17 protein-coding genes are annotated in these 16,776 nt (G+C 71.5%); 10 read left to right on the forward strand and 7 right to left on the reverse strand.

Annotation, left to right across the window (positions count from 1 at the left end; genetic code table 11):
- The first annotated feature begins 1 nt into the window (after position 1).
- The 4 genes from ACFYZ4_RS21735 to ACFYZ4_RS21750 all read left to right on the forward strand — a co-directional run bounded on the left by ACFYZ4_RS21735 (position 2) and on the right by ACFYZ4_RS21750 (position 3,713).
- On the forward strand, positions 2–1,495 hold the full coding sequence (locus ACFYZ4_RS21735; protein ID WP_390784591.1) for an amino acid permease: 1,494 nt from the start codon (positions 2–4) through the stop codon (positions 1,493–1,495).
- Between the two features lie 33 nt (positions 1,496–1,528).
- Entirely contained in the window at positions 1,529–2,743 is a 1,215-nt protein-coding gene (gene xseA, locus ACFYZ4_RS21740) for an exodeoxyribonuclease VII large subunit (protein WP_351297233.1), read from the forward strand.
- Between the two features lie 63 nt (positions 2,744–2,806).
- Positions 2,807–3,025, forward strand: a complete 219-nt coding sequence (locus ACFYZ4_RS21745) for an exodeoxyribonuclease VII small subunit (protein ID WP_319723379.1) — start codon at positions 2,807–2,809, stop codon at positions 3,023–3,025.
- Positions 3,026–3,122: 97 nt separating this feature from the next.
- Positions 3,123–3,713, forward strand: a complete 591-nt coding sequence (locus ACFYZ4_RS21750) for a malonic semialdehyde reductase (protein WP_384347025.1) — start codon at positions 3,123–3,125, stop codon at positions 3,711–3,713.
- A gap of 550 nt (positions 3,714–4,263) precedes the next feature.
- Here ACFYZ4_RS21750 and ACFYZ4_RS21755 read toward each other — a convergent pair.
- Positions 4,264–4,782, reverse strand: coding sequence for a DUF4245 domain-containing protein (locus ACFYZ4_RS21755; protein WP_390784649.1), 519 nt, complete (start codon positions 4,780–4,782; stop codon positions 4,264–4,266).
- 238 nt (positions 4,783–5,020) lie between these two features.
- Here ACFYZ4_RS21755 and glpX point away from each other — a divergent pair, with 238 nt between their 5' ends.
- Positions 5,021–6,052 (forward strand): class II fructose-bisphosphatase, encoded by a 1,032-nt coding sequence (gene glpX / locus ACFYZ4_RS21760; RefSeq protein ID WP_351299156.1) that lies wholly within the window; start codon positions 5,021–5,023, stop codon positions 6,050–6,052.
- A 143-nt stretch (positions 6,053–6,195) separates the two neighbouring features.
- Here glpX and ACFYZ4_RS21765 read toward each other — a convergent pair whose 3' ends face one another.
- Positions 6,196–6,564, reverse strand: a complete 369-nt coding sequence (locus tag ACFYZ4_RS21765) for a WhiB family transcriptional regulator (protein ID WP_351299153.1) — start codon at positions 6,562–6,564, stop codon at positions 6,196–6,198.
- Between the two features lie 135 nt (positions 6,565–6,699).
- Entirely contained in the window at positions 6,700–7,371 is a 672-nt protein-coding gene (locus tag ACFYZ4_RS21770; RefSeq protein WP_351583968.1) for a DUF1707 domain-containing protein, read from the reverse strand.
- Between the two features lie 149 nt (positions 7,372–7,520).
- Between ACFYZ4_RS21770 and ACFYZ4_RS21775 the strand changes: the two genes are divergently transcribed.
- Both ACFYZ4_RS21775 and ACFYZ4_RS21780 read left to right on the forward strand, forming a co-directional pair.
- The gene (locus ACFYZ4_RS21775; RefSeq protein ID WP_384347030.1) at positions 7,521–9,185 is read left to right on the forward strand and encodes a fumarate hydratase; all 1,665 of its coding nucleotides are present in this window, start codon (positions 7,521–7,523) and stop codon (positions 9,183–9,185) included.
- A gap of 138 nt (positions 9,186–9,323) precedes the next feature.
- Positions 9,324–9,953: a hypothetical protein gene (locus ACFYZ4_RS21780; protein ID WP_351299144.1), complete on the forward strand. Its 630-nt coding sequence runs from the start codon at positions 9,324–9,326 to the stop codon at positions 9,951–9,953.
- Here the strand turns inward: ACFYZ4_RS21780 and ACFYZ4_RS21785 are convergent, their stop codons facing one another.
- Entirely contained in the window at positions 9,954–10,310 is a 357-nt protein-coding gene (locus ACFYZ4_RS21785) for a hypothetical protein (RefSeq protein ID WP_351299141.1), read from the reverse strand.
- A gap of 53 nt (positions 10,311–10,363) precedes the next feature.
- Between ACFYZ4_RS21785 and ACFYZ4_RS21790 the strand changes: the two genes are divergently transcribed.
- Positions 10,364–11,137 (forward strand): glycerophosphodiester phosphodiesterase family protein, encoded by a 774-nt coding sequence (locus ACFYZ4_RS21790; RefSeq protein ID WP_351299138.1) that lies wholly within the window; start codon positions 10,364–10,366, stop codon positions 11,135–11,137.
- 94 nt (positions 11,138–11,231) lie between these two features.
- Here the strand turns inward: ACFYZ4_RS21790 and ACFYZ4_RS21795 are convergent, their stop codons facing one another.
- The 3 genes from ACFYZ4_RS21795 to ACFYZ4_RS21805 form a co-directional block, all read right to left on the reverse strand.
- Positions 11,232–12,200 (reverse strand): hypothetical protein, encoded by a 969-nt coding sequence (locus tag ACFYZ4_RS21795; RefSeq protein ID WP_390784592.1) that lies wholly within the window; start codon positions 12,198–12,200, stop codon positions 11,232–11,234.
- Between the two features lie 23 nt (positions 12,201–12,223).
- On the reverse strand, positions 12,224–12,640 hold the full coding sequence (locus ACFYZ4_RS21800; protein WP_351299132.1) for a hypothetical protein: 417 nt from the start codon (positions 12,638–12,640) through the stop codon (positions 12,224–12,226).
- Between the two features lie 255 nt (positions 12,641–12,895).
- Positions 12,896–14,422 (reverse strand): ricin-type beta-trefoil lectin domain protein, encoded by a 1,527-nt coding sequence (locus ACFYZ4_RS21805; protein ID WP_390784593.1) that lies wholly within the window; start codon positions 14,420–14,422, stop codon positions 12,896–12,898.
- A gap of 108 nt (positions 14,423–14,530) precedes the next feature.
- Between ACFYZ4_RS21805 and ACFYZ4_RS21810 the strand changes: the two genes are divergently transcribed.
- Together ACFYZ4_RS21810 and ACFYZ4_RS21815 are read left to right on the forward strand one after the other, a co-directional pair.
- Positions 14,531–15,934 carry a class II fumarate hydratase gene (locus tag ACFYZ4_RS21810; RefSeq protein ID WP_390784594.1) on the forward strand — a complete coding sequence of 468 codons (1,404 nt, stop codon included), beginning with the start codon at positions 14,531–14,533 and terminating at the stop codon, positions 15,932–15,934.
- 112 nt (positions 15,935–16,046) lie between these two features.
- Positions 16,047–16,766, forward strand: a complete 720-nt coding sequence (locus ACFYZ4_RS21815) for a DUF402 domain-containing protein (protein WP_351299124.1) — start codon at positions 16,047–16,049, stop codon at positions 16,764–16,766.
- Positions 16,767–16,776: the final 10 nt, after the last annotated feature.

Below are 16,776 nucleotides of genomic sequence, written 5' to 3' on the forward strand. Positions count from 1 at the left end.
GATGGTGTCGGGTACGGATCCCAGTACGGCGGCACCGGTACCGGAGCGGGCCCCCGGCGGCCCGCTGCGGCGGAGCCTCGGCTTCCGGGACCTGGTCGTCTACGGGCTGCTCTTCATCGCCCCGATGGCCCCCGTCGGGGTGTTCGGCACCCTGGACGCCAAGTCGCACGGCGCCGTCGCCCTCGTCTACCTCGCCGCGACCGTCGCGATGGCCTTCACGGCCTTCTCGTACGCCCAGATGGTGCGGGTGGCCCCGCAGGCCGGCTCGGTCTTCACCTACGCCCGCAAGGGCCTGGGCGAGGGGCCGGGGCTGATCGCCGGGTGGATGGCGATGCTCGACTACCTGCTGATCCCGGCGGTCGCGTACCTCTTCTCGGGGATCGCGATGAACGCGCTGGTGCCGGAGGTCTCCCGGTGGGTGTGGACGGCCCTGGCCGTCGTGGTCACCACCCTGCTCAACCTGTGGGGCGTACGGGCGGCCGCGCGCGTGGGCTTCGCCGTGCTGGCCCTGGAGATCCTCGTCCTGCTCGTCTTCCTGGTCGCCGCGGTGACCGTACTGGCGCAGGGCGCGGCGCGGCGCGGCTGGCTGTCCCCGCTGACCGGTGACGGCTCGCTCGGCTTCAGCACGGCCGCGGTGCTGGGCGCGGTGTCGGTGGCGGTCCTGTCCTACCTCGGCTTCGACGCGATCGTCTCCTTCGCCGAGGAGGTGACGGGGGGCTCGGAGCGCGTGGCGCGGGCGGTGCTCTTCTGCCTGGCGCTGGCCGGGCTGCTGTTCCTCGCGCAGAGCTATCTGGCGGCGCTGCTCATGCCCGTCTCCGCGGCGGAGCTCGCGGCCGATCCCGGACAGCAGGGCCCGGCCTTCTACAACGCGGTGGAGTCCTCGGTCGGCACCTGGCTGCACGACCTGGTGGCGGCCAGCAAGGCGATCGGGGCGGCCTTCGCGGCGCTGGCGGGGCAGGCGGCGGCCGGGCGGCTGGTGTTCGCGATGGCCCGGGAGCGGCGGCTGCCCCGGGTGCTCGCGCGGACCTCGGACGGCACCCCGCGGCTCGCCCTGCTGGTGGCGGCCACCGTCACGCTGGTCGCCGCCGTGTGGGCGGCCCGGCGCGACGACGGGCTGGACCACCTGGTGTCCGTCGTGGACGTCGGGGCGCTGGTGGCCTTCACCCTGCTGCACGCGTCGGTGGTGGGGTGGTTCGTGGTGAAGCGGCGGGAGGGCCCGCCGGTGTGGTGGAAGCACCTGGTGATGCCGGTGCTCGGCGCGGCGGTGACCGTAGCGGTGATCGTGGAGGCCTCCTGGACGGCGCAGGTGGTGGGCGCGGTGTGGCTGGCGGTGGGCCTGTGCGTACTCCTCGCCCAGCGCGGCCGACGCGGCGGCCCGGCCGGACCTGACGCACCCGACGGACCGGTCGGGCCCGGCGCACCGGACGGCTCGCGCGCAGCGGGCGGACCCGCGGATTCCGGGGCGCCGGGCCCCGACACCCGCCCCGGAGCCTGAGACGCTGTCAGCGGAGCCCGTTAGCCTGCGTGCATGGGTCTGAATACGTCGGCCGAGGCGCCGCTGCCGGTAGGCCAGGTGTCCCGGCTCATCGGGGGCTGGATCGAGCGGCTCGGTCAGGTGTGGGTGGAGGGGCAGATCACGCAGCTCTCGCGGCGGCCGGGGGCGGGGGTGGTCTTCCTGACGCTGCGCGACCCCTCGCACGACATCTCCGTCAGCGTGACCTGCTTCCGCCAGGTCTTCGACGAGGTCGCGGACGTGGTCTCGGAGGGCGCGCGGGTCGTCCTGCTGGCCAAGCCCGAGTGGTACGCCCCGCGCGGGCAGCTGTCCCTGCGGGCCACGGAAATACGGCCCGTCGGCATCGGCGAACTGCTCGCCCGGCTGGAGAAGCTCAAGCGGTCCCTCGCCGCCGAGGGGCTCTTCGCACTGGAGCGCAAGAAACCGCTGCCGTTCCTGCCGCAGCTGATCGGGCTGGTGGTCGGGCGGGCCTCGGCCGCCGAGCGCGACGTACTGGAGAACGCCCGCCGCCGGTGGCCGGCGGTCCGCTTCGAGGTGCGCAACGTGGCCGTCCAGGGCGTGCACGCGGTGCCGCAGGTGGTCCAGGCGGTCAAGGAGCTCGACGCCCTGGACGAGGTCGACGTGATCATCGTGGCGCGCGGCGGCGGCAGCGTGGAGGACCTGCTGCCCTTCTCCGACGAGGAGGTCGTGCGCGCGGTCGCGGCGGCCCGCACGCCCGTGGTCTCGGCGATCGGCCACGAGCCGGACTCCCCGCTGCTGGACCTGGTCGCGGACGTACGGGCCTCCACGCCCACGGACGCGGCGAAGAAGGTGGTCCCGGACGTGGGCGAGGAGCTGGAGCGCGTACGCCAGCTGCAGGGCCGGGGGCTGCGCGCGGTGACCGGGCTGCTGGACCGGGAGGAGCGGGGGCTCGCGCACGCCCTCGCCCGGCCGGTCTTCGTCCACCCGCAGCGGATGGTGGAGATCCGGGAGGACGAGCTGGACGCACTGCTGGCACGCGGCCGGCGCACGCTCGGGCACCTGCTGGACCGGGCCGACTCGGAGCTCGCCCACACCCTCGCCCGGGTGGTGGCGCTTTCCCCGGCCGCGACCCTGGAGCGCGGGTACGCCGTACTGCAGCGGGCCGACGGCCATGTGGTGCGCTCGCCGCAGGACCTCGCGGCGGACGAGGTGCTGCGCGCGCGGGTGGCGGAGGGCACCTTCTCCGTACGGGTCGCCCCGCCCGAGTAGCGGGAAACACGACACACGGCCGCAATCAACTGGTTGCACTACACACATAGGGTGGAAAAGGGAATGGCAGAGGCCGAGACGGCGCTGGGATACGAGCAGGCCCGCGACGAGCTCATCGAGGTCGTCCGCAAGCTGGAGGCGGGCGGGACCTCGCTGGAGGACTCGCTGGCGCTCTGGGAGCGCGGCGAGGAGCTGGCGAAGGTCTGCCGGCACTGGCTGGAGGGCGCCCGGGCCCGGCTGGACTCGGCGCTGGCGGCGCGCGAGCCGGCCGAGGAGGAGTGATCCCGATCACCATCGGGGCCATTTAGTTGAAAGTTCATCTACTTCGACCGTAGAGTCGGGGACATCGCTTCACCTCCGTATGGAAGAAGGCTTTCCGATGTCTCTCGTTCTTGACTCCGCCGCGCAGGACCTGCTGTTCCGCGAGGCCCGCACGGCCAACTCGTTCTCGGACGAGCCGGTCACCGAGGAGCAGGTCCAGGCGATCTACGACCTGGTGAAGTTCGGCCCCACCGCGTTCAACCAGACGCCGCTGCGCATCACCCTGGTCCGCTCCCCCGAGGCCCGCGAGCGCCTCGTGAAGCACATGGCCGAGGGCAACGCGGCGAAGACCGCCACCGCGCCGCTGGTCGCGATCCTCTCCGCGGACAACGAGTTCCACGAGGAGCTCCCGCAGCTGCTGCCGCACTTCCCGCAGGCCAAGGACCTCTTCTTCGCCGAGCGCCCGGTGCGCGAGCAGTCCGCGCTGCTGAACGCCGCCCTGCAGGCCGCGTACTTCATCGTCGGCGTGCGCGCCGCCGGTCTGGCCGCGGGCCCGATGACCGGCGCGGACTTCGGTGGCATCCAGAAGGAGTTCCTGGATGCCGACCACACCCCGCTGATGGTCGTCAACATCGGCAAGCCGGGCGAGGACGCGGCGTTCGCGCGCTCTCCGCGGCTGGCGTTCGACGAGGTCGTCACGACCGTCTGAGGCCGCCCGTGGCACGCACGAAGGGCCGTACCCCCCGGGGTACGGCCCTTCGGCTGTGCCGCCTCGGCCGGGGCCGGTTCGCGCGGCGCAGGCCGTGTGACCGGCGCGGCTCAAAGACCGGGGCTCCGCCCCGCACCCCGCTCCTCAAACGCCGGAGGGGCTGAATTTGTGCGGCACAGCTCGCTGGTGCGACTCAAAGATCGGGGCTCCGCCCCGGACCCCGCGCCTCAAACGCCGGCGAGGCTGAATTTGTGCGGCCGAGGCTGAATGTGTGCGGCGAAGCCGAATGGTGCAGCCCGGCGGGAGTCGGTGCGGCAGGGCTGAAGGATCGGCGCAGCCGGGCCGGTTGGGCCGGGGTCGGGTGTGTGTCGGGGTGATCCCCGCAGGGCGCCGAACGCACTACTGCCGCAGGCTCCGACCCCTCGCCACGTTCGACGCCCGAGGAGACGCCCCGGCGCGCGCCCGGCCCCGGCACAACCGGCCCCCACCTCGGCCCGACTCCGACACAGCCAGCGCCCCGAAGCCCCGCCCGAGCGGCGCAGCCAAGGGGCTACGCGCCCTGCTTGAACTCCAAGGTCGCCGCCATCGCGCCCAGCTGTTCGAACGAGGCCGTGCCCGTCACCACCGTGACATGGCCCTGCTCCCGCCGGACCAGCGCGTCGTACTTCTCGCCGTCCCACCGCTCCCAGGCCGTGTCGCCGACCTGCTGCGTCTGGCCCGTGGCCGTCGCCTGCTGGGTCACCCGGGCGAGGTACTTCGGCGAGGTGTCCGAGGACTGCTCCACCGCCACGTACTGCCGCTCCGGGTCGAGGAAGCCCAGGTGCCAGGCGTTGGAGTTCTTGCGCTCGTACGTCACCGAGGTCGCCCGCCACTGCTCCGGGAGCCCGACGGGAGCCGCCACCGGATACGGGGCCGCGCGCCGGGCCGTGATCGTCTCCACCCGGTAGTCGACCGCGTGCGTCGGGTCGGCCTCGTCGTCATGCGGGACGAAGAGGTAGATCCCGGCGACGACGATGCCGATCACGCTCAGCGACCGGACCATGTCCCAGACCGTCTGCTTGCCTTTCATACCTGCCACGGCACCATCGTCCCGCATCGCGAGGGGGCGATCACCGCCGGGGTCGCGCGGGCGCGCCGGGCGACGGACGCTTGAGATTCCACCGGGGAACCGCAAGATGTCCGCTCAGGCCAAACGACTGACCGATATTCCGCTCATACGTGACCCGCCCTGCTCAATATGTCGACGTACCGATAGAGTTCCAGCACCCTCACTTCCCGGCCGTCGCCGTACAGAAAGGTGCGCTCCGATGACCGAGCACAACCTGCCGCCCCAGCTCGAAGTCTCTCCGGAGGCCCCCGACCGCAACCTCGCCCTGGAACTCGTCCGGGTCACCGAGGCCGCCGCCATGGCCGCGGGCCGTTGGGTCGGGCGCGGCGACAAGCTCGGCGCCGACGGCGCCGCGGTCAACGCGATGCGGACCCTGATCTCCACCGTCTCGATGAACGGCGTCGTCGTCATCGGCGAGGGCGAGAAGGACGAAGCGCCGATGCTCTTCAACGGCGAGCGCGTCGGCGACGGCACCGGTGCCGAGGTCGACATCGCCGTGGACCCGATCGACGGCACCACCCTGAACGCCAAGGGCATGCCGAACGCCATCGCCGTGCTGGCCGCCGCCGACCGCGGCACCATGTTCGACCCGTCCGCGGTCTTCTACATGGAGAAGCTGGTCGTCGGCCCCGAGGCCGCCGACTTCGTCGACATCAACGCCCCGGTCTCCGTCAACATCCGCCGCGTCGCCAAGGCCAAGAACATGGCCGTGGAGGACGTCACCGTGATCATCCTCGACCGCCCCCGCCACGAGGGCATGGTCAAGGAGATCCGCGAGACCGGCGCCCGCATCAAGTTCATCTCCGACGGCGATGTCGCCGGCTCGGTCCTGGCCGTCACGGAGGACAGCGGCATCGACCTGCTCGTCGGCATCGGCGGCACCCCCGAGGGCATCATCTCGGCCTGCGCGATCAAGTGCATGGGCGGCACCATCCAGGGCAAGCTGTGGCCGAAGGACGAGGCCGAGCGCCAGAAGGCCATCGACGCGGGCCACGACCTGGACCGGGTCCTGCACACCAACGACCTGGTGTCCGGCGAGAACGTCTTCTTCGTCGCCACCGGCATCACGGACGGCGAGCTGCTGCGCGGCGTCCACTACCGCTCGGAGACCGCGACGACGTCCTCGCTGGTCATGCGCTCGAAGTCGGGCACGATCCGGCAGATCGACTCCACGCACCGCCTGTCGAAGCTGCGCGCCTACAGCGCGATCGACTTCGACCGCGCCCAGTAGGACGGCGCAGCAGGACGGCGCAGCGGAACGGCAGCGCGCGTCCACAGCGAGAGGGGCGGTCACCGTGTGCGGCGGTGACCGCCCCTCTCGCTGTGCGCGAGCGGCCCGTACGGGGCTGCGCGCGCCCGGGACTGCCAGACGACCTAGCCCGCGGCCGCGACGGGTCCGGCTGCCGGGGCCTGGCGCAGCTCGGCCGACCTGCGGCGCATGCGGGCCAGGACGACCCGGCGTTCGGCGGCGGTGAGGCCGCCCCAGACCCCGTACGGCTCGGGCTGGAGGAGTGCGTGCTCCCGGCAGGCGACCATGACCGGGCAGCGGGCGCAGACGCGCTTGGCGGCCTCCTCGCGGGAGAGCCGGGCGGCCGTGGGTTCCTTGGAGGGCGCGAAGAACAGTCCCGCCTCGTCCCGGCGGCACACCGCCTCCGCGTGCCATGGGCCGTCCTCAGCCCTCGCCGGCACCCGCGGGTTCGGCACGGCGGCAACCTTCAGGGACTGATGCGGCGGATGCGGCACGGTCTACTCCTGACGACGGGTACGCGAGCGAGAGACGATGCACCTGTCCCTACCCGCTGCACGCGCCCCTATGCACCGGGTGCCACCGGGCGCCGGGGGTTCGTCCGAAACGCGACCCTCCGCCGTGAGCGGCTTTCAGCCGTCCAGGCGCTGACGCAGTTTGCGGGCCAGATCGATCAGGCGGGCACCCAGTTTGGGCCGCGCCTCGATGTTGCCGAGCAGGGCGAATCCGCGGACGATCACCACCGGTGCCTGCGGGTCGCTCTCCCCGCGGCCCTCGCCGCGCACCTCGAAGTTGCCGAGGACCCCGCTGCCGTAGCCGCGCAGGGTGACGTTCTCCGGGACCAGGACCTCGACGTTGCCGAGGACGCACGTCACGTTGATCTCGGTGACCTGCTGTTCGAAGACGGCTTCGGTGAGGTCGAGGGTGATGTCGCCCATCACCGAGACCGCGCGGGTGTGCGCGCCCGGCCGCCAGCGGCCCTTGCGGGCGGAGCTGCTGCACACGGCGACGATCGTCTCGGCGGGCCCGGCGGCGCCGGCCGGCGGCGTGGGGGCCGCCTGCGCGAACGGGGCATGGGAGCCGCCGGGTGCGGGCAGATCCCGTACGAGGGCTTCCAGCTCGCCGACCGTCTTGAGGGCGTACAGCGAGTCCAGGCGCTCGGAGTGCTCGTCGGAGGTCAGCCGGCCTTCGGCGACGGCATCGCCGAGGATCTGCGCGATCCGGTCCCGGTCGGCGTCGGAGGCGCGCAGCTCGGCGGGAGAGGCTGCGGCTGCGGGGGCGGCGGGGTGCTTTTCCAGGTCCACGGACCCAGCATAGCGAGACACGATAGATCGCGATACTGCTGGGTGAGCCTTACCTCACAGACACACCTCCCCCGAGAGGTCCTACGCTGGTTAACCGCGCTGCCAATTGGTCGCCAGCGCCGTCTGCCGAGTGAGGAATGACTGCCGTCATGCCAGAGTTTGCGTACACCGACCTGCTGCCCCTGGGTGAGGACACCACCCCGTACCGGCTGGTGACCGCCGAGGGCGTGTCCACCTTCGAGGCGGACGGCCGTACGTTCCTCAAGGTCGAGCCCGAGGCGCTGCGCAAGCTCGCCGAAGAGGCCATCCACGACATCCAGCACTTCCTGCGCCCCGCGCACCTCGCGCAGCTGCGCCGGATCATCGACGACCCGGAGGCCTCGTCGAACGACAAGTTCGTCGCGCTCGACCTCCTCAAGAACGCGAACATCGCGGCGGCCGGCGTCCTGCCGATGTGCCAGGACACGGGCACGGCGATCGTGATGGGCAAGCGCGGCCAGAACGTGCTGACCGAGGGCGGCGACGAGGCGGCGCTGTCGCGCGGCATCTACGACGCGTACACCCGCCTGAACCTGCGCTACTCGCAGATGGCCCCGCTCACCATGTGGGAGGAGAAGAACACCGGCTCGAACCTGCCCGCGCAGATCGAGCTGTACGCGACGGACGGCGGCGCGTACAAGTTCCTCTTCATGGCGAAGGGCGGCGGCTCGGCCAACAAGTCCTTCCTCTACCAGGAGACCAAGGCGGTCCTCAACGAGGCCTCCATGATGAAGTTCCTGGAGGAGAAGATCCGCTCGCTCGGTACGGCGGCCTGCCCGCCCTACCACCTGGCGATCGTGGTCGGCGGCACCTCCGCCGAGCACGCGCTGAAGACCGCGAAGTACGCCTCCGCGCACTACCTGGACGAGCTGCCCACCGAGGGCTCCGCCACCGGCCACGGCTTCCGTGATCTCGGCCTGGAGGAGAAGGTCTTCGAGCTCACCCAGAAGATCGGCATCGGCGCGCAGTTCGGCGGCAAGTACTTCTGCCACGACGTCCGCGTGGTCCGCCTCCCGCGCCACGGCGCCTCGCTGCCCGTCGCGATCGCCGTGTCCTGCTCGGCCGACCGCCAGGCGACCGCGAAGATCACCGCCGAGGGCGTCTTCCTGGAGCAGCTGGAGACGGACCCGGCGCGCTTCCTGCCGGACACGACCGACGCGCACCTGGCCGAGTCCGCGGACGTGGTCTCCATCGACCTGAACCAGCCGATGGACGACATCCTGGCGACGCTGACCAAGCACCCGGTGAAGACCCGGCTGTCCCTGACCGGCCCGCTGGTCGTGGCGCGCGACATCGCGCACGCCAAGATCAAGGAGCTGCTGGACTCGGGCGCGCCGATGCCGCAGTACCTGAAGGACCACCCGGTCTACTACGCCGGCCCCGCGAAGACCCCCGAGGGCTACGCCTCCGGCTCCTTCGGCCCGACCACGGCCGGCCGCATGGACTCCTACGTGGAGCAGTTCCAGGCGGCGGGCGGCTCCAAGGTCATGCTGGCCAAGGGCAACCGCTCGCAGCAGGTGACGGACGCGTGCGGTGCGCACGGCGGCTTCTACCTGGGCTCGATCGGCGGCCCGGCGGCGCGGCTGGCCCAGGACTGCATCAAGAAGGTCGAGGTCCTGGAGTACGAGGAGCTCGGCATGGAGGCGGTCTGGAAGATCGAGGTGGAGAACTTCCCGGCCTTCATCGTGGTCGACGACAAGGGCAACGACTTCTTCCAGAACCCGGCGCCGGAGCCGACGTTCACCCACATCCCGGTGCGCGGACCGGGTCTGTAGCGCGACGGTCCGAGGGCCTCTCCCCCGTTCGGGGGAGAGGCCCTCGGTCATATCCGCCCATCGGCAGATGGCGGGCCCACGGGCTCCCGGCGAGGCTGTTCCCGTACCCAAACAGCCCTTGGAACACGGGAGTTCGCCATGAAGAACCGCAAGCGCGCCCTCATCCTCGCCGGAACCGCCGCCGCACTCGCGGCCACCCTGATCGCGGCGGCCCCGGCCCCGGCCGCCCCCGCCCAGGCCGCGCCGGCCGCGGCGGCCGCCGCGAAGCTCGCCTCCGTGCACGGGGGCGGAACGATCCTGTACCCCTACTCCGCCAAGGACGACATCCGCTTCACCGTCGACGCCGAGTCGACCCCGTGGACCAGGCCGTTCCCGGCGCCGGGCGGCGAGAAGGGCCTGCCGACGGACGCGCGGGGCCGGGTGACCATCTCCCACCACTACACGGAGACCGGCTTCACCGCCACGGCCGAGGCGGAGGTGGACTGCCTGGTCACGGGCGGCAAGACCGCCACCCTCACCGCCGTGGTCACGACCTCGAACGTCGGCTGGGACGGCAAGCGGATCGGCATCAGCGTCCAGGAGGGCCGGCGCGGCGAGCCGGACCGCGTCGGGTTCTCCTGGGGCGTCGCCAACGTCGACGTGAAGCCGGACGGCACGGTCGCCGAGGGCACGGTGGGCACCTGCATGGCCCCGGCCCCCTTCACGGAGGTCACCAAGGGCGGCTTCCGGGTCACCCCCGCCCCGCTGTCCCCGCAACCGAAGCCGTAGTCACGGCGTCGGACCCGACAGGTACCGGGCCTCGACGGGGGTGGCCCGGTACCCCGTCTTCCGCGCGGCGGCCACCTCGGCGATGCTCAGCCCGTACACCCGGCGCAGCAGCGCGATCGGCACCCCGTCGGGCCCGCCGACCGGCAGGTGGACCGTGCCCTCCCGGGCCACGATGCGCTCCCGGATCCGCGGCGGAGGCACGCCCCGGCCGTCGTCGCAGGCGTAGGCCCCGTACCGCGGACAGTGCTCGTACCCCTCCCAGCGCAGCTCGCCGTCCCGGATGAGCTGCCATTCCTCCTGGACGCAGTCCTCGCACGGCTCGCAGTGCAAGGTCAGGTACATCTGCTGTTCGGCCATCCGGGCAGGATGCGGTACCGGGGCGTTCCACGCATCCGGATAACGTCTGTTCCATGAACCGGCAGTCCATGCTCCCCGCCACCGATCGCGCCGTCCGCGTGGTCGCCCATCGCGGGGCCTCCCACGAGCACCCCGAGCACACGCTCGCCGCGTACCGGCAGGCCATCGCCGACGGGGCCGACGCGCTGGAGTGCGATGTGCGGCTCACCGCGGACCAGCGGCTGGTGTGCGTGCACGACCGCCGCGTCGAGCGGACCTCCGACGGGCGGGGGGTCGTCTCCGAGATGACGTACGAGGAGCTGCGCGCCCTCGACTTCGGCGGGTGGAAGGGCGAGGAGCACCGCGGGGCCCGGGTGCTGCTCTTCGAGGACCTGCTCCGGGAGGCGCTGGCCGCGCCGCGGCCCGTCGGGCTGGCCGTCGAGACCAAGCACCCGACCCGCGCGGGCGGCCGGCTGGAGGCCGAGCTGGTGCGGATGCTCCGGGAGTACGGGCTGGCCGACGGGTCCGCCGGGCTGGTCGAGGTGATGAGCTTCTCCCGCAACGCGCTGACCCGGTTGCACCGGCTCGCGCCCGGCCTGCCCGCGGTCTACCTGATCGAGCGGCGGCTGCGCCCGATGCGCCCCCCGTACGCGACGCACGCGGGCCCGGGCATCGACCTCGTACGCCGGGATCCGGGGCTGGTGGCCCGGCTGAAGGCCAAGGGGCTGTCGGTGCGGGTGTGGACCGTGGACGAGCCCGAGGACGTGGAGCTGTGCCTGCGGCTCGGCGTGGACACGCTGATCACCAACCGGCCGCGCGAGGTGCGCGCACAGCTGGACGCGATCTAGCGGGGTAGCGGTAGCGGGGCGGCCCGGCTCCGTGGTGCGGAGCCGGGCCGGGTCGGGTCGGGTCGGGTCGGCGCAGGTCCCGGCGGGCGGCCTCCTACCGGACGTTGGCCAGGGCGGTCTGCTTCGCCTTCTTGATCGGGCCCATCTCGTTCGCCTTGGCGTCGATCATCTTCTGCTGGATCTGCGCCTCGGCCGAGTGCCAGACGTCGACCAGCTTCGTCTTGTTCTTGCAGGCCACGTCCGCGCCGGCGACGGCGATCTCCTCGGCGGAGACCGTCGGCACGGCGAACTTCGGGTCGTCGTTGGCCTGCATCGGGTCCTTGTAGGAGTACCCCTTGCCCTTCATGCAGGCGGACCAGGCCGCGAAGACCTTGGTGACGCGGGGGTCCTTGAGGGACTCCTTGTAGGACTGGCCGTTGATGTCCTGGGCGAGGTCCGCGTACAGCTTCTCGCCGCCGCCCGTGAGGGTGCGCGCGGACTCGGCGATGCAGCCGCCCGGCGGGAGGTCCTTGCCCTGGACCTGGCTCGGCGCCGCCTGCCTGGCCTTGGCGGTGTCGCCGACGTCCTTGGTGGTGCCGGTCATCGCGAGCCACTCCGCGTCGCTCAGCACGGGCTCGACCGCCCCGGACGGGGCCGGGCCGTCGGCTGCGGCCGCGGACGCGCCGCCGGCCTTGGCCGTGCGCGCGGAGGCCGCGAACTCCGGCTTGTAACCGGACCGGGCCGCCTGGGCGGCGTCCACGGTGCCGTAGCGCAGGTCGGTGAAGGTCTCGCGCGGGTCGGCCGGGGCCTGCTCGGGCGCCTGGAAGGAGGCGAAGCCGAGGCCCTGCATGCACTTCTGCTGGAGCTGCCCGCCGGCCTGGCTCAGCTTCGCGAACTCGGCCGGCGTCGGCAGGTACTGCTCGATGGGCAGGGTGCGGACCTGGGCGGAACCGGCGATCGCCGTCGCGTCGGCGCCGGCGGTGGCGCCGGCGTCCGTACCGGCGGAGGCGGCGTAGCCCGCCATCACGGCTCCGGAAGCCACGGCCAACGCGAGGAGGGAAACACGGGTGCGCTTCTTGTTCATTTCGCTCGTCATTCCCATCGCTCTCAGACGCCGTTCGGGTGGTAGTTCCAGGACGCGTTGTTGTTGTACGTCGCGTTGAGATTCCGCCTCGTCTGGGGCTCGACCACGTCGTAGGGGCCCTTGTACCAGCTGTTGAAATGAACGCGAACCGCCTGGTTCGTGTAGCGGCTGTCCGCCGAGGCGGCATTGTTCTTGAGCAGCTCCGTATCCCCGTTCCCGGTGCCGCGGTTGAACGTCCCCGTGAACAGGTACGCCGGGTAGTTCTCGATGTGGTACATCTGCGCCAGAGCGCCCGCCTGGTTCGAGTTGTAGTACAGGCAGGCCATGTCCGGGTAGCACCGGGTGGTGGGCCCCGCCTGGGCTGCGGACGGCAGCGCGAGAACCAGCGCCCCGGATGCCGCGAGCACCGCGACGGCGGCACGCATGGACTTCGTCTTCATGAAAGCGATCCCCCCTTGAATGGCACGCCTCGGGGACGGTCGGACCCCCGAAAGCGCAACAACCGCAGGATCGTATGCACGGAATGCGGGATGGGCACGCCGATAAGTTACCGACGAGTCCGTTTTCGGCCATGGCTAAAGCCGCGCATAAGCCGACGCTAAAGCCGCACATGAATACACCCGGCCGGGGTGCGCCGGCCGGGCGTGGGGGTCGGAGGGTGCGGGGCGGTCGTGAGGTTCCGTTTATCCGGGGCGTTACACGAAACGCTGGTTGGCGGAACCGTTGCAGTTCTGCAGGCGCAGCGGCTCGTGCGCGGCGGCCACCGTCAGGCACATGCCCGGGGCGGCGGCGGGGCGGAGGGTGGCGCCGTCACGGACGAACTGCTGGTTCGCGCCGCCGTGGCAGTTCCAGATGATCAGGCCGGTGCCGGAGCCGTAGTTGGCGCCGGGGGCGTCGAGGCAGCGGTCCTGGGTCAGTTCGATGTGGACGGACTTGCGGGCGGCGTCGTACCACCAGCCCTGGTTGCGGCCGCCGTGGCAGTCCCAGCCCACGATCTTCGTCTCGTTGGCGCTGGAGCCGCCGAAGGAGTCGAGGCAGTTTCCGGTGGCCTCGTTCTTCAGGGGCTTGAACTTGTCGTCCCAGGCCCCGGCCTGCAGGACGGGCGTCCCGGTGCTCGCCGGGTCGGCGCAGGAGGCCTCGCGCAGGCCCGAGTTGTAGAGCTGGGTCAGACAGGACGCGAAGGCGCCGTGGCCCCGGTAGTTGGGGTGGAAGGACTGGCGGGCGGTGTTCTCGTCCCACGGGAAGTGGTCCCCGAGGTCCAGGTAGAGCCCGCGGGCCCAGGTGTCCTCCATGCACACCTCGTGCCCGTGGAAGAGCCGCGAGTTGTCCAGGTAGGTGGCGCCGGAGGCGAGGGCCGCCGCGCGCATGCCCTTCTCGAAGGTGGGCACCGCGTGGTTGCGGCCCCAGGTGGCGTCGGAGTCGTAGCCGGCGCAGCCGCCGGGCAGCTTGCCGGGGAAGTTCGGGTTGTCGTGGAAGTCGGGCCCGATGGGGCTGGGGTAGCCCATCACGACGAGCTTGTAGTCGGAGTCGGCGTAACCGGCGTCGCGCATGACCGTCTTGAGGTCCGCGACGGTGGCCTCCACCTTGGGCTTGAGGCCGTCGACGCGCGCCTGCCAGCCGGGAGCGTACTTGGGCTCGCAGGTGCCCTGGCTGAGCACCCAGCGGGTCACGCAGTCGGTCATGACCGGGCCGAACTGCAGGTCGTCGTTGGCGCCGGCGACCAGCAGCACCATCTTGATCTTCGTGTTGCGGGCCTTGACGGCCAGGTTGTCGCTCTGCACCAGCTCGTCGGCGTACTGCTTGCTGCCGCCGATCCGGATGTTGCCGGTGTAGCCGCCGGAGCAGGCGACGTTGAAGGTGAGGTCGGCCGGGATGCCGGTGCGGTGGATCGCCGAGTCGGGCGAGCGGTGGCACTGGTTGTTCGGCGTGTTGGTCGCCGGGTCGTAGTTGCCCACGCCCTCGCCCGATATCTCGCTGTCGCCCAGTGAGATCAGGCCGGTCTTGCGCTCGTTGAGCGGGCGGATGGCCGCGTCGCCGTAGATCCTGGTGGCCTCCGCGGCGCGGATCGCCTCCAGCTCGGGCGAGAGGGGGGTGACGGCCCCGGCGGCGGTCGCCGCCTGGGCCATGGGGGTGATGGCGGTGACGCCCCCCAGGGCGGCCGCGATCGCCGCGACGGCGGCGAAGGTAGATCTGAGCATGGGTTTCGTACGTGCACGTGCCATGAACGCCTCCCCGGATGTCAGTGTTACCCACGGTATTTACTGGCCGGTAAGTGAGTTGGGAACACTTCGAACAAGACAATTGCTCAAGTTTTTGAGGAGGCCAGGAAAATGACCGAAGATCAGCAGGCCGATGCGTTCCGGATCGAGCACGACTCCATGGGCGACGTACGGGTGCCCCGGCACGCCAAGTGGCGCGCGCAGACCCAGCGCGCGGTGGAGAACTTCCCCGTGTCCGGGCAGCGGCTGGAACGCGCCCACATCGAGGCGCTCGCGCGCATCAAGGCCGCCGCCGCCGAGGTGAACGCGAAGCTCGGCGTGGTGGACCGGGACGTCGCCGACGCGATCCGGACCGCCGCCGCCGAGGTCGCGGACGGCCGCTGGGACGACCACTTCCCCGTGGACGTCTTCCAGACCGGCTCCGGGACCTCGTCCAACATGAACACCAACGAGGTGATCGCCACCCTCGCCACCGAGCGCCTCGGCCGGGAGGTGCACCCCAACGACCACGTCAACGCCTCGCAGAGCTCCAACGACGTCTTCCCGTCGTCCATCCACATCGCCGCCACCGCCGCCGTCACCGGCGAGCTGATCCCCGCCCTGGAGCACCTCGCCGCCGCGCTGGAGCGCAAGGCCGCCGAGTTCGCGCAGGTGGTCAAGGCCGGGCGGACCCACCTGATGGACGCCACCCCGGTCACCCTGGGCCAGGAGTTCGGCGGGTACGCGGCCCAGATCCGCTACGGCGTCGAGCGGCTGCGCGCCTGCCTGCCCCGCCTCGCCGAGCTGCCGCTGGGCGGCACCGCGGTGGGCACCGGCATCAACACCCCGCCCGGGTTCTCCGCCGCCGTGATCGCCGAGGTGGCCGCCGCCACCGGGCTGCCGCTGACCGAGGCCCGCGACCACTTCGAGGCCCAGGGGGCGCGGGACGCGCTGGTGGAGACCTCCGGGATGCTCCGTACGGTCGCCGTCTCGCTCACCAAGATCTGCAACGACCTGCGCTGGATGGCGTCCGGACCGCGCACCGGTTTGGCCGAAATCAATCTGCCCGATCTCCAGCCGGGCTCCTCGATCATGCCCGGGAAGGTCAATCCGGTGGTCCCGGAGGCCGTCCTGATGGTCGCCGCACAGGTGATGGGGAACGACGCCACCGTCGCGGTGGCGGGCGCGGCCGGCAACTTCGAGCTGAATGTGATGCTCCCGGTGATGGCCAGGAACCTCCTCGAGTCGATCAGGCTGCTCGGCAGTGCGAGCCGCCTGCTGGCCGACCGCACCGTCGACGGGATCACCGCCAACGAGGCGCGGGCCAGGGAATACGCCGAGTCCTCGCCCTCCGTGGTGACCCCGCTCAACCGCTACATCGGCTACGAGGAGGCCGCCAAGGTGGCCAAGAGGTCCCTTGCCGAGCGGAAGACGATCAGGGAGGTCGTCCTGGAGTCCGGCTACGTGGAGCGCGGCGCCCTCACCCTGGAGCAGCTCGACGAGGCCCTCGACGTCCTGCGCATGACGCATCCGTGAGGGGCCGGATCCGGCCCCCGGGCAGGGGCCGGATCCGGTCGATTCCCGTCCGCGAACCCCCCAGTGACCTGCACCGCAGCGGGGGCGCGGGCCTCCGCCCTAAGATCTGCGCATGACAGGTACCTTCAAGCCGGGGAGCGGTTCCGCGCAGGAAGCGCCGCAGGATCCCGCGCAGGGCACGCGCTGGGCGCCCGGGGAACAGATCCTCTGGCGCTACCGCGACCACGCCCCGGGCCTGAAGGGTTCGGTGCACATCTGCCGCCCGGTGACGGTGGTTCAGGACACCGACGAGCTGCTGGCCGTCTGGATGGCCCCGGGCACCGAGTGCGTCAAGCCGGTGCTGGCCGACGGCACCCCCGTCCACGAGGAACCGCTCGCCACCCGCTACACCGCCCCGCGGACGACCGTACGGTCGCGCTGGTTCGGCGGCGGGGTGCTGAAGCTGGCCCGGCCCGGGGACCCGTGGTCGGTGTGGCTGTTCTGGGGACACGGCTGGCGGTTCAAGAACTGGTACGTGAACCTGGAGGAGCCGCGGTCGCGGTGGGCCGGAGGGGTGGATTCCGTGGACCACTTCCTCGACATCGCCGTCTACCCGGACCGCAGCTGGAAGTGGCTGGACGAGGACGAGTTCGCGCAGGCGCAGCGGTCCGGTCTGATGGACCGGGAGCAGGCGCTGCGGGTCCGGCACGCCGGGCGCGCGGCGGTCGGGGTGATCAAGGAATGGGGAACTCCGTTCTCCGCCGGCTGGCAGGACTGGCGGCCGGATCCCGCCTGGAGAATTCCGGCCCTTCCGGAGGACTGGGACCGCACCCCGGCGCATATGACCTCATGAGACCCTTGAT

This window comes from Streptomyces sp. NPDC001513, assembly GCF_042894695.1.
Taxonomy (GTDB): domain Bacteria; phylum Actinomycetota; class Actinomycetes; order Streptomycetales; family Streptomycetaceae; genus Streptomyces.